The 13,497-nt window shown below is 58.7% G+C and carries 10 protein-coding genes and 2 pseudogenes; 8 read left to right on the forward strand and 4 right to left on the reverse strand.

All coding sequences use genetic code 11. The features are described 5' to 3' along the window. Positions 1 to 98: 98 nt before the first annotated feature. On the reverse strand, positions 99 to 1,121 hold the full coding sequence (locus ACFFNA_RS16730) for a flavin reductase (RefSeq protein WP_378919953.1): 1,023 nt from the start codon (positions 1,119 to 1,121) through the stop codon (positions 99 to 101). Between the two features lie 608 nt (positions 1,122 to 1,729). On the opposite strand from ACFFNA_RS16730, the pseudogene ACFFNA_RS16735 reads away from it, so the two are divergent. Beyond that, a pseudogene (locus ACFFNA_RS16735) lies at positions 1,730 to 2,050 on the forward strand (IS110 family transposase); the annotation flags it as partial. Between the two features lie 54 nt (positions 2,051 to 2,104). Here ACFFNA_RS16735 and ACFFNA_RS16740 read toward each other — a convergent pair. Continuing rightward, positions 2,105 to 2,830 (reverse strand): annotated as a pseudogene (locus ACFFNA_RS16740) (IS6 family transposase). Positions 2,831 to 3,463: 633 nt separating this feature from the next. Between ACFFNA_RS16740 and ACFFNA_RS16745 the strand changes: the two are divergent. From ACFFNA_RS16745 to ACFFNA_RS16770, 6 genes are all read left to right on the forward strand, one after another. After that, the gene (locus ACFFNA_RS16745; protein ID WP_378919955.1) at positions 3,464 to 4,609 is read left to right on the forward strand and encodes a CaiB/BaiF CoA transferase family protein; all 1,146 of its coding nucleotides are present in this window, start codon (positions 3,464 to 3,466) and stop codon (positions 4,607 to 4,609) included. Beyond that, positions 4,606 to 5,442 (forward strand): HpcH/HpaI aldolase/citrate lyase family protein, encoded by an 837-nt coding sequence (locus tag ACFFNA_RS16750; RefSeq protein ID WP_378919957.1) that lies wholly within the window; start codon positions 4,606 to 4,608, stop codon positions 5,440 to 5,442. The genes ACFFNA_RS16745 and ACFFNA_RS16750 overlap by 4 nt, the downstream gene beginning before the upstream one ends. Before the next feature lie 68 nt (positions 5,443 to 5,510). Further along, positions 5,511 to 6,998, forward strand: coding sequence for an aldehyde dehydrogenase (locus ACFFNA_RS16755; RefSeq protein WP_378919959.1), 1,488 nt, complete (start codon positions 5,511 to 5,513; stop codon positions 6,996 to 6,998). A gap of 9 nt (positions 6,999 to 7,007) precedes the next feature. Continuing rightward, on the forward strand, positions 7,008 to 8,234 hold the full coding sequence (locus tag ACFFNA_RS16760) for an NAD(P)/FAD-dependent oxidoreductase (protein ID WP_378919961.1): 1,227 nt from the start codon (positions 7,008 to 7,010) through the stop codon (positions 8,232 to 8,234). After that, positions 8,231 to 9,622: an aldehyde dehydrogenase family protein gene (locus tag ACFFNA_RS16765; protein WP_378919963.1), complete on the forward strand. Its 1,392-nt coding sequence runs from the start codon at positions 8,231 to 8,233 to the stop codon at positions 9,620 to 9,622. The genes ACFFNA_RS16760 and ACFFNA_RS16765 overlap by 4 nt, the downstream gene beginning before the upstream one ends. 67 nt (positions 9,623 to 9,689) lie before the next feature. Then, positions 9,690 to 10,496, forward strand: a complete 807-nt coding sequence (locus tag ACFFNA_RS16770) for a coniferyl-alcohol dehydrogenase (RefSeq protein ID WP_378919965.1) — start codon at positions 9,690 to 9,692, stop codon at positions 10,494 to 10,496. A gap of 112 nt (positions 10,497 to 10,608) precedes the next feature. Here the strand turns inward: ACFFNA_RS16770 and ACFFNA_RS16775 are convergent, their stop codons facing one another. Further along, a complete protein-coding gene (locus tag ACFFNA_RS16775; protein ID WP_378919967.1) occupies positions 10,609 to 12,105 on the reverse strand; it encodes a fumarate hydratase in 1,497 nt (498 codons plus the stop codon). A gap of 104 nt (positions 12,106 to 12,209) precedes the next feature. Continuing rightward, positions 12,210 to 12,530 carry a 2Fe-2S iron-sulfur cluster-binding protein gene (locus ACFFNA_RS16780; protein WP_378919969.1) on the reverse strand — a complete coding sequence of 107 codons (321 nt, stop codon included), beginning with the start codon at positions 12,528 to 12,530 and terminating at the stop codon, positions 12,210 to 12,212. A gap of 406 nt (positions 12,531 to 12,936) precedes the next feature. Here ACFFNA_RS16780 and ACFFNA_RS16785 point away from each other — a divergent pair, with 406 nt between their 5' ends. Beyond that, positions 12,937 to 13,449 (forward strand): flavin reductase family protein, encoded by a 513-nt coding sequence (locus ACFFNA_RS16785; RefSeq protein WP_378919970.1) that lies wholly within the window; start codon positions 12,937 to 12,939, stop codon positions 13,447 to 13,449. Positions 13,450 to 13,497: the final 48 nt, after the last annotated feature.

The raw sequence follows: 13,497 nt of genomic DNA on the forward strand, positions 1-13,497 counted from the left end.
TGATCGGCCCTCCACAAGCCGACCTCCTATGAATCACGCAAACTCTCTCTTGGGAATTCCAAAAACTCGCCCGCCGCTAAAAACCTGCCAAAGTAGTGCTAGTCGGATTGTAACTTTGGGTCCTTAGTAATTTGTTCCCACTCTGCCCACAACTGTGGCTTGCCAGCCAATGGCACGATTCGGCCGCCGTCGGGGGTATCATAGTAGATGCCAAAGCGGCCGGAGCTTCGTTCCTGACAAAAGCGACGGAGCATTCCTGCCTTCATCCTACCGTCAATCATCTCCCAAGGACGATCGTGAAGTCCGAATAGTCCAATCTCCGTGCCGTCGGGCATCGCGCTAGCCGCGACAGGGCCTGACGCCTCCACTGTGAAGATCATCGTTGTTCGGCGTTCGCCATCCTCCCGGAAAAGTGAATAGAGGACTGTAGCTTCGGCAGTGATCCCCAATCGTTGAAACAGACCGCGCAGCGCTTCGTCATGCCGCTGGTCACCCACTAGTGGTAGGCTCGGCACTTCCCATTGTGTCGACCCCGGACGACGGCACAAAAGCACTCTACCCGCATCTTCAAGCAAACCACCAACAACTAGCGGAGCACCGCTATGTTCAAGTTCGCGCAACGCTAGGCCAAACCCAACATAGCCTCCACGGTAATAGCAAAGAGGCTGTCCTGCCGACAACTGGAACGGCCCCACCGTTCCCAGCAGGATAACGTGGTCTCCGGCGTCTAACACACGATCGCGATTACAGATCATCGTCGCCAAACTTTTCTCGACATAGGGAACCTCCCCTTCAGCAAGATTGGCGATCTCAAGGGCCTTTACCTTTTTGTCGCGGGAGGCCAGTGCGTTCGAGGTTTCGCGCTGCCAATCACCCAACACGCTGATACTAAAAAGATCAGTGCTGAAGAACCGCTCGAAGCTAGAAGAGGTCTTTGCTAGGCAGACTAGTACTAGCGGCGGTTCCAACGAGACAGAAGTAAAAGAATTCGCGGTGAAGGCATAAGCGGCGCCGTCAGAACCTCGCGTCGCAACGACCGTGACCCCGGTCATAAACGATCCGAGCATATTCCTAAAGGTTTGACTGTCGCAGGCTTTGGCGTCAATCCAAGCGTTCGTCATGTGAGTCTCGGGCCCAATCTTAGGAGTGAGTATTCATACCGCCGGCATTGCAGGACGCATTAGTGTTGCGTCCGCAGTGTGAAATGTCCAATATATCGATGAAGGCTGGTTGATAGGATTCTCGTATGGATCACCTGGACCTTCAGCGGCTGAAAACATGGTTGTGCGAAGTGTTCGTGACGGCGGGCAGCTCACTGGCGGCGTCTTCTAGACGCTTGCCGCCGTTATCAGCTGGCACCTATGTCACTGACATCAGACGGTCCGCTGCCGGCGCACTGTGGCGTGGCAAGCGAAGGGGAAGCTAAGCTGCAGGCTTGTTGATCAGGGAACGTGCTGCCCATCCCTTGATATCCCATCCAGCCTCAAGGAGAACAGACGTCGCAAAAAGCGAACTCGGGAGTCTTCGTGACGAAGCCTCCCAAGTCATGGAAGTTCGCTGCGTAATCGATGGTGTTCTTGCCGAGAGGGCCGTGCACGTAATGGTCCCTGCAACTGACGGCCTGGTCCAGGACCCAAAATCAGTTCATCAACCGCTGCAACTATGGGAACTGCGCTGTAGCGGACTTTGTTTTTCAGACGGCTCTTTCCCAGCCGCTTAAGCTCCGCCAGTTGTGAACGATCCCGAGGCGATCCGCGAGGTCCTCAAACCCTCCCTGGGGCGGCTTCGCCCTGTCGACCACGAGGCCCGAATAGTTGTCGCCCTGGCTGTACGCCGCGCTCAAGGAACTCGGCCTGCCGGCGATCTGCCTGGAGATGGCGCGCATATACGGGCCGCGATGTCGGCGCAGCGCAACAAGACCAACAGGGCCGATGCGCTCGGCACTGCTCATCTGATTCGCATGGGCTGGTTCCGCCAAGCCTACATCAAGTCGGAAAATTGCTACGGAACGCGGCTTCTACTCACGCACCGACGCAATCTGGAGTCCAAGGGTTGTGTTGCAAATATTCGGAAACACAAGAGGGAGATTTCCGCTGGACGCAATTCAGGCCACGATTGCCTCGAATTGTTCTTTCAGGGTGGGATCTGGTTTGAAGGCGAAGCGGCCCTGCCGCTTCCGCATCATATGAACCATCTCGATGCCGGCCAATGTTACGGCTGCCGTCGCGAAGGACTTGAAACCTCAGCATGGGTCGCACCCGCCACTTGATGCGACGATGGTCCTGCTCAATCCGATTGTTCAAGTATTGGCTCTTGCGGATGCGGATTGGCTTCAGCGCTCGTCGTGATCGATCTTGCAGCCGACTCTCGCCATCGCAGGCAATGATCGCTTCCCAGTTCGTTTGACTGCCGTCGATGACGATACGATCAGGTCGGCCGTGATGCTGCAAAGCCTTTCGCAGAAAGCGTTTCGCGGCAGGCAGATCACGGCGTTCGCTGAACAGGAATTCGACGGTGTCGCCAACGCGATCGATGGCCCGATAGAGATATACCCATTGCCCGCGAACCTTCACGTAAGTCTCGTCCATATGCCATTTGCTGCCGACCGACCGCTTCCGCCGATTGAACCGCTTCAGAAGTATGGGCGAAAAGTGGACAACCCAGCGATGGATCGTCGAATGATCAATGCTGATGCCGCGCTCCGCTATCATTTCCTTCAAGTCCCGCAAGCTCAGACCAAAGCAAGATATCAGCGAACGCACAGCAGGATCACTGATCGGTCGAAAATCACGGCCTTTAAACGTGAAACGATCTCCGCGACGGGAACCATCTCATGCCAGACCTGCATTACCGGAAAGTTTGCAACGGAACCTATGGTCAAGGAACTGTTCTGGTTTACAATCGCCCTTTGGGAGATACTCAAGTCGATCGGATGCCCCATGCTTATGAGGTCTCGCCCCGACGTCGCATCTGCCGTCCGATCAGGCCGCCCAGCTCCTTCATACGGCACTCACTTCGAAAACTGACAGAATTGTCCATCTCTGTCCGCTTCATTGGGCCGATGACATCCCGCGGCTGCAGTTTGGCAGCAACCAGATCGGCCGTTTAATGCCAGTAAGTTGCAGACGTTCGCCGAAGCGTCACGGCTTGCTCGTGTATTCCGCACCTGCGTCTCGATGGAGAACGTGAAGACGTACGGACCGATCCCAGTGTAATTTTGAGGTATGGGCCGCTTCTGGTCCTAGCCGGACATCGCAGAGATCCGCTTCGTTTGTTCGTAGTTGGCTAAGCTGAAGATCTCATTGCTCCTCCGAGAAATGGCCGCCATCGGTACGTCAAAAGGTTCACTGCTGATGAGACCGCCATACGAAACCCGTATCAATTTCGATAGATCAATATATTCGACACGGAACTGGCGATCAGGGAAAATCCGCGGAGGTTAGGAAACAAGAAGTAGACCTGAATGAATGCGACCCGGCCTTTAGACGGCATCACGGTAGTAAGCGTCGAGCACGCGATCGCGGCTCCATTTTGCACAAGGCATCTCGCAGACCTCGGAGCGCGAGTCATCAAAGTCGAGCGGCCGGGCTCAGGTGACTTTGCAAGAGCATATGACGACCGAGCCCGCGGCCTTGCGTCCCATTTCGTCTGGGTGAACCGCTCGAAGGAGAGCTTAGCTCTGGATTTGAAGTCACCTGCCAACCGTGACAAGCTGGTGAAGCTCTTGATGCGTTCCGACGTTTTTGTCCAGAATCTTGCTCCGGGAGCCGCCGAGCGTCTCGGCCTCGGGTATGAAGCCCTCAGCAAGCTGAATCCGCGTCTCATCGTATGCGACATTTCTGGCTACGGCGAAAACGGACCTTACTCCTACAAGAAAGCCTACGACCTTCTTATTCAGAGCGAAGCCGGATTTTTGTCGGTGACCGGCACTGATGCGCAGCCTGCCAAGTCTGGATGCTCGATCGCGGACATTTCGGCGGGAATGTATGCCTACAGCACCATACTGGCGGCGTTGATCCAAAGGCAGCGGACCGGAAAGGGCACGCGTATCGAAGTGTCGATGCTGGAGACCATGGCCGAGTGGATGAGTTTCCCCCTCTACTACGCGCTTGACGGCTCGCCCCCTCCGGTCCGCGCGGGAGCCTCGCACGCTAGTATTTTCCCATACGGTCCTTTCGCCGCTGGCGACGGCCGTGTGGTGATGATCGGAATCCAGAACGAGCGTGAGTGGGAGAGCTTCTGCAACAACGTCCTGCAGAACCGGGACCTGAAAAGCGATCCGCGCTTCGACAACAATATGAAACGGTCGAACGCTCGCGCCAAGCTGACCGAGATAATCGTCAGCGCCTTTGCCGCGCTCACCGCGCAGGAGGTGATCGAGAGGCTCGAAGCCGCCGACATCGCGAACGCCGAGGTTCGAAACATGAACCAGGTGTGGGAGCACCCCCAGCTCAAGGCGCGGAACCGTTGGGTCAATGTTGAGTCGCCAGTTGGTCCACTTCCAGCGTTGTTGCCGCCTGCCCTGCCGAGTGATTTTTCGCCGCGGATGGGTGCTGTTCCGCGGGTCGGAGAGCACAACTCGGCGATCCTGGCAGAGTTGGGAGAATGATCGTGTCGGGAAAAGCGTGGGCAGTAATCTCATCCGCCAGGGCCTTGCTCTTCGTGCCCGGAGATCGGCCGGAGCGGTTTTCCAAGGCCTTGGCCTCCGGGGCCGACCTTGTCATCATCGACTTGGAGGACGCGGTCTCGAGCGAGAACAAGTCTTCGGCTCGCGAAGCGCTGCGCGACCTCAATCCCGGCGCATCCGGCAATGTAATCGTCCGGATAAATTCGGTGGCTTCGACGCACTTTCAGCAGGACGTCGAAACATGCGCGGCGGCGCGGGTCGCTGGTCTGATGCTACCCAAAGCGGAATCGGCCAGTGACCTCGACGCCGTGAGTGTGCTCTCCGGCGAGATGGCGGTGGTGCCGCTGGTCGAGAGCGCCAAGGGAATGGTCAACCTGGGGGAGATCGCCAGCCACCGTTCGACGGCGAGGCTGGCTTTCGGATCGATCGATTACAGGATCGACTTCGCGATCTCCACTGACGGGGTGGGTCTTGCTGCCGCACGGTCTGAGATCGTTCTTCGCTCCCGATTTCACAATCTTCCTTCGCCGATCGAAGGCGTCACCCCGAACTTCCGCGACGAACAAGCCTTGGAAGCCGACATGCGAATGGCGCGGGAGTTTGGGTTCGGTGGGAAATTAGCCATCCACCCCCTGCAGGTTGAACCGATCCAGCGGGGGTTTCGGTCGACCCCGGATGAGATCGCATGGGCGAGGAAAATCCTGGATGCGGTTGAAGCGGCTGGTGGGGCAGTCGGCTCGATCTCCGTCGCCGGGGAAATGATCGACCGTCCGGTGGTCCAACGGGCCAAGAACATCATCGATCGCACCCATTGAATTCCTCTTGAGGGACGACCTTGAGGGCGAGCAGCCACAAAAGAAAGACGAACCCGGAAAGCAATCTCATGTCTGAATACAGTTTGGAGTTTTGGACCCGCCGCGCCTCGGAGGCCAAGCCCGAAGGCAAGGCTTTCATTAACGGAAAGTTTGTTCCTGCGACCTCCGGAAAGACGTTTAAGAACAACAATCCAGCGACCAACGGCCTCATCAATATGGTGGCCGAATGCGACCAAGCAGACGTCGATCTCGCGGTAGCGGCCGCGCGTCGCAGTTTCGAATCCGGGGTTTGGTCTCACCGTAGCCCGACGGAACGCAAGAGACTGCTTCTTCGCCTTGCTGATTTGATCGATCGTGACAGGGAGATTCTGGCCCTCCTCGAATCCCTGGATATGGGCAAGCCCGTCCAGCTATCGTTCTCCTCGGAAATCCCCGGTGTCGCCAACTACGTGCGTTGGATGGCCGAGGCCATCGACAAACTATACGATGAGATCGCTCCTGCGGGCCCGGGAAATCTCGCAATGATCCGGCGTGAGGCGATCGGAGTCGTCGCGGCGGTGGTTCCCTGGAACTTCCCCATCGACATGGCGATCTGGAAGTGCATTCCCGCACTTGCGGCAGGCAATTCCGTCATCCTGAAGCCTGCCGAACAATCACCGCTCACCGCGATCCATCTCGCCCGATTGCTGGCCGAGGCGGGATTGCCGGCTGGCGTCTTCAACGTTCTTCCAGGCTTCGGCGCGGCGGTGGGTCAGCCGCTTGGCCTTCACATGGACGTCGATTGCGTGGCGTTCACGGGGTCGACCGACATCGGCAAGCGCTTTCTCTCCTACTCGGCTCAGTCCAATATGAAGGTGGTCTGGCTCGAGTGCGGCGGAAAGAGCCCTAACATCGTGTTCGAGGATACTGATGATCTCGATGCGGCCGCTGAGCTGGCGGCGAGTGTCCATTATAACCAAGGTGAGATTTGCTCGGCGCCCACCCGTTTGATTGTCCAGAAGAGCATCAAGGACGCCTTCCTTGAGCGCGTAATCGCTCACTCCAAACCCTATGCGCCTGGAAATCCGCTCGATCCCAAGTCACGAATGGGGGCCATGGTGGACGCAGAACACTGCGGGCGCGTGATGTCGTATATCGACCGGGGCCGCGAGGAAGCGAACCTGGTTCTGGGTGGCAACAGGGTAACGATCGGATCGTCCTCGAACTTCGTCGAGCCGACCATCTTTGACGGCGTCGATCAGAACCATGTGATCGCGCGGGAGGAGATTTTCGGTCCGGTCCTCTCGGTTCTTCCTTTCGACACCGAGGACCAAGCCGTGCGGATGGCGAACGACTCCATTTATGGACTCATGGCCTCAGTTTTCACTTCCAATCTTTCGCGTGCGCACAGGATGTCTGGAGCGCTGCGTGCGGGCACCGTCGCGGTCAACGCGGTCGACCTGACATCGCCGCTGGTTCCTTTCGGCGGCATGCGTCAGTCGGGAATCGGACGCGACAACTCGCTCCACGCGTTCGAGAAGTACACCCAATTGAAGACAACATGGATCAAGTTCTGAGGACTGTCGATGGGGATCGTCATAGTTGGAGCTGGACAGGCTGGTTTGCAGATCGCGCTTTCTCTGCGTCAGAAGGGATATGACGGAGGAGTCGTTTTGCTCGGCGACGAGATGCACCTCCCTTATCAGCGACCGCCACTTTCCAAGGGATACCTCAAGGGGACCGCCGACGCCGCAAGTCTCGTGTTTCGCCCGGCCGAGGCTCTGGCATCGCTGGGTATTGACGTAAGGCTTGGGCAGGACGTACGGCGCATCGACCGGACTGAAAAGTTCGTGGAGCTTGAGACTGCAAATCTGCCCTACGACAAACTCGCGCTCGCACTCGGTACCCGACCCAGGAGTCTTTCCATCCCCGGAGCGGACCTCCCCGGCGTTCTGTCCCTTAGGGGCATCTCGGACGGGGAGGCGCTGCTTGCGGCTCTGTCTGCATCGCGGCATATCGTGATCATCGGTGGGGGCTTCATCGGGCTCGAAGTGGCTGCTACCGCGGCGGCCGCGGGAAAACAGGTTTGCGTGGTGGAGGCCGGAGAGCGTGTCATGGCGCGCGCGGTGGCCCCTCAGATTTCGGCATGGTTTGAGGATATGCACCGGAGCCTCGGGACCCGCATCGAGACTTCGGCGCAAGTGACGTCAATCGACGGCGATGACCGGGTTCGTTCGGTGACCTTGTCTTCCGGTGAGGCGCTGCCCGCGGAAGTGGTTCTGGTGGGTGTGGGTGCCGTGCCGAATATTGAGATCGCGGCCGCATCCGGATTGGAATGCCCAAACGGCATCTTGGTCGACGCGTATGGCAGGACATCTGATCCGGACGTGTTTGCCGCCGGCGACTGCGCTCTGCATCCAAACCGCTTCGCTGGTGGCATGTTCCGGCTGGAAAGCGTCCAGAATGCCATCGATCAAGCGAAAGCGGTGGCGGCGGCTATGATGGGAGAGGCACTTCCCTATGAGTCGGTGCCCTGGTTCTGGTCGGATCAGGGCGACGCCAAACTGCAGACCACCGGGCTCCCGCTGCGGACGGAACAGTATGTGTTGCGCGGCGTCCCGGACGACGGGAAATTCACGGTTTTCCATCTCAAAGGGGGGCTCGTCATTGCCGCAGACAGCGTGAACAGCCCCTCAGACCATATGTGCGCCCGGCGTATCGTGGCGAATGGCATATCGGTTTCCCCCGAAATACTCTCCGATCCTGCGACCGACTTGAAATCCGTCGCAATGCAAAGAACGGCAAGCACATGACCGAGACATTTGAAATCAAAGCACCGTTCGACCAGGAGCTCCTGGCCACAATGCAATCTTCCAGCGAGGCCGACGTCGAAAAAGCGTTCGCGGCCGGATATGCCCTGTTTCGAGACCGCAAGTCGTGGCTGCCGAAACAGCGCCGCATCGCGATCCTGCGCCGCGCCGCAGAACTCGTAAGGGAGCGACGGGACGAATTGGCGCTGCAGGTTGCGTCCGAATCCGGCAAACCACTGCGGGACGCGTTGATCGAGGTCGATCGAGGGATCGACGGCATCGATCTGTCAATCGAGGGTCTCAGGCATGATGCTGGCCATGTGGTGCCGATGGACATCAACGCGACGTCCGCCGCCCGGGTCGCTTTCACGCAATTCGAACCGATCGGCTTGGTCCTTGCCATCGCGGCGTTCAACCATCCGTTCAACCTGGTGATCCACCAGGTCGCCCCTGCCGTCGCGGTGGGCGCACCGGTCATTGTAAAACCATCCCCCAAGACGCCATTGAGCTGCCGTGCGGTCGTCGAGATATTCCGCGAGGCGGGCCTGCCGGACGGGTGGGTCCAGATGGTTCTGCCGCTAAGCAATGACGTCGTCGGCCGCATGGTCGCCGACAGCAGGGTAGGCTTTATGACCTTCATCGGCTCGGCATCCGTCGGTTGGAAGCTCCGTGCGAGCCTGGCTCCCGGAGCACGTTGCGCTCTCGAGCATGGCGGCGTTGCGCCCGTCATCTTGGCTGCCGACGCGGACCTCGCGCAGGCGGTTCCGCGTCTCGGCCGAGCTGGCTTTTGGCACGCGGGCCAGGCATGCGTTTCGGTGCAGCGCGTGTTCTGCGCCAACAAAGTGGTCGACGATGTCGTGGCCGGTCTATCGGGCGTGGCGCGCGCGATGAAGATCGGCAATCCCAAGCTCATGGAAACGGAGGTCGGGCCGCTTATCACCCATTCGGAAGTCGACCGGGTTTCTGATTGGGTTGCCAGGTCCGGAGCCCGAGTGGCTGTTGGTGGCGAGCGCCTTAGCGAAAGCACTTATGCGAACACGGTCCTCGTGAATCCAGACCTCAACGCCGACGTTTCCGGTCGTGAGGTGTTCGGCCCAGTTATCTGTGTTTACGGGTTCGATGACATTGATGCCGCGCTGAAACAGGCCAACGATCTGCCGTTCTCGTTCCAGGGCGCCGTGTTCACAAGCAACATCGACACCGCGATGCATTGCTACCGAAATCTCGACGCCACCGCGGTCATGGTGAACGAGCACCCGCTGTTCCGGGTGGACTGGATGCCGTTTGCGGGCGCGCGTCATTCGGGGCTGGGCGTCGGTGGAATTCCGCACACGATGGGCGACATGCAGACTGAGAAAATGATGGTCTGGCGCTCAGAGGCGCTGTCCTGAGCAAGCAGTCGCGCGGCTCCAGATTGAAGTCAGACACCGCCCAATTGAGGGGCGACCGGGAGAAAACATGAACCACGAGAAGAAGACCTATGTCGTGACCGGAGCCTCATCCGGGGTCGGCGCTGCGCTGGCTGCCTTCCTCACGAAGCAGGGAGCTCGCATCATCGCGATCGACCGCGCGGAGCCAAAGGCTGAAATGAACAAATTCATTAACTGCGATCTGACGGACCCAGAGCAGATCAGCGCGGCGGTGGCAGCTATCGACGAGCCGATCGACGGCCTCGTGAATGTCGCTGGAGTTCCGTCGAACATGAGCGTCGACATGATCGCAAAGGTGAACTACCTCGCTCTGAGGATGCTGACGGACGCATTGCTGCCTAAGATCAAAGACTTTGGTGCGGTGGTCAACGTCGCCTCGGCGGCGGGTGCGTACTGGCGTAAACGCACTGATGTGCTGAACAGCCTGATGAAATCCGCATCGTGGGACGACGCGCTGAAGATTTTCCAGGACCAAGGCTATAATAGCGTCGTTGCGTATTCCGTCACCAAGGAAGCCGCGATCTATTACACCATGATGGTTTCAAGCCAGGAGCGACATCGTGGCATCAGGGTGAACAGCGTCAGCCCTGGGGCGGTCCAGACGCCCATTCTCAAGGACTTCTACGGCTCGATGGACGTGAACTCGCTCGACCGCCTTCGCATTCATGCCGGAGGACGAGACGGTCTGGCCGAGGAAATGTGCGGCCCGATCGGCTTCCTCCTCGGCCAAGATTCGCGATGGGTCAACGGAACCGATCTTTTGGTGGATGGGGGAGCCGAGGTGACCTTTCATCTCGGCGATCTCATCCGTCCGGCGAAACAGCTGTCGTTCTGATCTCCCAAGCGCCGCGTAGGACGGTCGCGGATTTGGCGACCGTCCCGAAACTAACGCGCGTGATCGAGAATGTTGGGCATCGCTGCTCGGCGGAGCCAGGCAAGGACAAAGGCTAGTTTCTGATCCTGCGCCAAAGAGCGGGCCCAATGGCATGGATCGACTTTCCTCGCGAGTCCACTCCGACCATTACGGGCATATCCTCGACCTTCAATTCGTAGATCGCCTCCATACCAAGATCCGGCCACGCGACGACACGAGCGGATCGCACGGCCTTGGACACCAAATAGGCCGCTCCTCCGACTGCTACGAGGTAGACAGCCCGGTTCTTTACTATCGCCTGGATCGCCTCGGGTCCGCGCTCGGCCTTGCCGACCATGACACGAAGACCGGTCGCCGGGAGGATGGTTTCCAGATATCGGTCCATTCGGCTGGCCGTCGTCGGCCCGGCCGAACCGAGGATCTCGTCGCCAACCGGCTTGACCGGGCCGACATAATAGATGGCTTTATCCTTCAGATCGACGGGAAGAGATTGGCCGCGCGAGATCATTTCCACCATGCGACGGTGGGCGGCGTCTCGACCGGTATAGAGGGTTCCCGAGAGAAGCAGGGTCTCGCCAGGGGTCCATTCTCGGACAGAGTCCTCATCAAGGCTGTCCAGGTCGACACGGCGCATGTCCGTGCTGACCTCCAGAGCAACTTCGGGCCAGTCGGAGAGGTCCGGCGGGTCGAAGGTTGCGGGGCCACTGCCATCGAGCTTGAAGTGGACGTGCCTCGTCGCTGCGCAGTTCGGGATGAGCGACACAGGCAAGGAAGCCGCATGACAGGGAAAGGTCGCCAGCTTGACATCGAGGACCGAAGTAAGGCCTCCGAGGCCTTGCGCGCCGATGCCCAAGTCGTTTACGCGCCGATAAATGTCGAGGCGCAGCTCGTCCGCCTTAGTGGTCGGACCGCGTTTTAGAAGTTCGGTCATGTCGAGCGGCTCATTGAGCGCCTGTTTAGCGAGCAGCATCGATTTTTCGGCGGAGCCACCCACTCCGACGCCCAGGATGCCCGGCGGACACCATCCCGCCCCCAGAGTTTCGACTGTCTTGACCACCCAATCGGCGACGCTCTCGCCTGGATCAAGGGTGGCGAATTTGGCCTTGTTCTCGGAGCCGCCGCCTTTTGCGGAAACTGTTATTTCGATCTCAGCACCCGCGACCATGTCCACATGCACGATCGCGGGCGTGTTATCGCCCGTGTTCTGGCGATCGAAGAGCGGGTCGCGGACCATCGAGGCGCGCAGCGGATTTTCCTCGGCGAGATAGGCGTCGCGAACGGCGTCGTCGACAATGGACTGAAGGTCGCGATCACTTTCGATCCTCGCGCCAAGTCCGATCTTGAAGAACACGTTCGCCGCGCCCGTGTCCTGACAGATAGGTCGGCGGCCGAGAGCCGCCATACGCGAATTTTTCAGGATCTGGCCGATCGCGTTTCTGGCTGCATCGCTCTCCTCCCGGTCATAGGCGTCAGCCATGTGACGGATAAAGTCCGCCGGATGAAAATAGCTGATGAATTGCAGCGCGGTGGCGATGGATGCGCGAATGTCTTCTTCTTTGATCACGGCCATGTGGTCCTCCGTGTTTCGCCTGAGTGTAAGGAATTCTCGCACTCAGCGATATCCGTGTGCCGCCACAGTTGAGAAGCACTCTGCGAGTGAAAAGAGCAATAGCCTTAAGTTTGGCGGCTCGGAAGATGAAGTATCAATCCGTCCAGTGAGGGCTCAATCCTGAGCTGGCAGGAAAGTCGGCTTGTAGGCGTCGGCTCCGCAACGAAGTCGAGCATGTCCTTCTCTAGGACGGAGGGAGCGGGCAACCGGTCGGCCAAGCCTTCCTCCACGACGACATGACAGGTAGCACAGGCGCACGCGCCACCGCAGTCCGCTTCGATTTCACTGATCCCGTTGGCCGTGGCTACCTCCATGACCGTCTGACCATCTCGGCCCTCAACGACCCTGACTGTTCCGTCCGGCGAATGGAAATGAATGCTCGTCATTTAGATACCCACTTCAACTCAATGCTCAACGAGCGGCCCAGATGCCAGCCAGCGCCGTCACTCAGGACGCCACGAAAGTGCTGAGGGATCGGCAATTCGCTTGGCTCAAGGAGCCACTAGCGTGCACTCCTCTGGCATGAACCCGAACGGGAAAACCCCGTTCAACAAAGACCGCACTGCGACATTCGTCGCGCACGCTCCGCAAAACCATCGCTGATACGGCGGTCGTTGTCGAATATACGGATCGGGCAATATTGATACGAGAAAGATATATATGGAGAAGAGGGCAGGGTCCGAGAGCCCCCGCTCGCCATACGATATTCATATAAAAATCCGCAGACATATATATTGGAAGTCTCGCAAGTTTTCCGCCACAATCATTCAAGATTTACTGGGGTGGAGCGAAATGACGGCGCATCAGATGCCAAGCGAGCTGGAAACGACGTTCAAAACGGCAATGCGACGCCTCACGGCTGCCGTGAACATCATTACCGCGAGCGAGGGCTCGGTTCGGCACGGAATGGCCGTGACGGCCGTCACCTCCGTCTCCAGCAGTCCTCCGTCCGCGCTCGTTTGCATCAACAAGTCAGCGAGCATTCACGACCCGATTCTACGGACCAACCGATTCTGCATCAACGTATTGGCCTGCGATCATTTCGATCTCGTGCCCCTCTTCAGCGGCAAGGCAAAAGGCGAGGATAGATTTCGTTGCGGCCTCTGGGAAACCGACGAGCACGGTCTTCCCTGCTTGGCCAATGCACAGGCGAACCTGTCCGCCATTGTGGAGCGAACACTCTCATACGCCACGCACACCATTTTCATTGGCAGAGTTGAGAACATCAGGACGTCTGGCGACGTGGGGCCCCTCCTTTATCAGGACGGCGGACTTTACCTTGCAGCATCCCTGCAAGTTTTCTGATCTGGACCTTCGATCGTCGCACCAGACGTCGATCTAAATTCTCCATTC

The sequence above is a fragment of the Mesorhizobium kowhaii genome (assembly GCF_042431665.1).
Taxonomy (GTDB): domain Bacteria; phylum Pseudomonadota; class Alphaproteobacteria; order Rhizobiales; family Rhizobiaceae; genus Mesorhizobium; species Mesorhizobium kowhaii.

Bases quoted from the DNA above. Each gene is read 5' to 3' on its own strand.
- ACFFNA_RS16730 (WP_378919953.1), bottom strand. From the start codon at position 1,121: ATGACGAACGCTTGGATTGACGCCAAAGCCTGCGACAGTCAAACCTTT.
- ACFFNA_RS16745 (WP_378919955.1), top strand. From the start codon at position 3,464: ATGAATGCGACCCGGCCTTTAGACGGCATCACGGTAGTAAGCGTCGAG.
- ACFFNA_RS16750 (WP_378919957.1), top strand. From the start codon at position 4,606: ATGATCGTGTCGGGAAAAGCGTGGGCAGTAATCTCATCCGCCAGGGCC.
- ACFFNA_RS16755 (WP_378919959.1), top strand. From the start codon at position 5,511: ATGTCTGAATACAGTTTGGAGTTTTGGACCCGCCGCGCCTCGGAGGCC.
- ACFFNA_RS16760 (WP_378919961.1), top strand. From the start codon at position 7,008: ATGGGGATCGTCATAGTTGGAGCTGGACAGGCTGGTTTGCAGATCGCG.
- ACFFNA_RS16765 (WP_378919963.1), top strand. From the start codon at position 8,231: ATGACCGAGACATTTGAAATCAAAGCACCGTTCGACCAGGAGCTCCTG.
- ACFFNA_RS16770 (WP_378919965.1), top strand. From the start codon at position 9,690: ATGAACCACGAGAAGAAGACCTATGTCGTGACCGGAGCCTCATCCGGG.
- ACFFNA_RS16775 (WP_378919967.1), bottom strand. From the start codon at position 12,105: ATGGCCGTGATCAAAGAAGAAGACATTCGCGCATCCATCGCCACCGCG.
- ACFFNA_RS16780 (WP_378919969.1), bottom strand. From the start codon at position 12,530: ATGACGAGCATTCATTTCCATTCGCCGGACGGAACAGTCAGGGTCGTT.
- ACFFNA_RS16785 (WP_378919970.1), top strand. From the start codon at position 12,937: ATGACGGCGCATCAGATGCCAAGCGAGCTGGAAACGACGTTCAAAACG.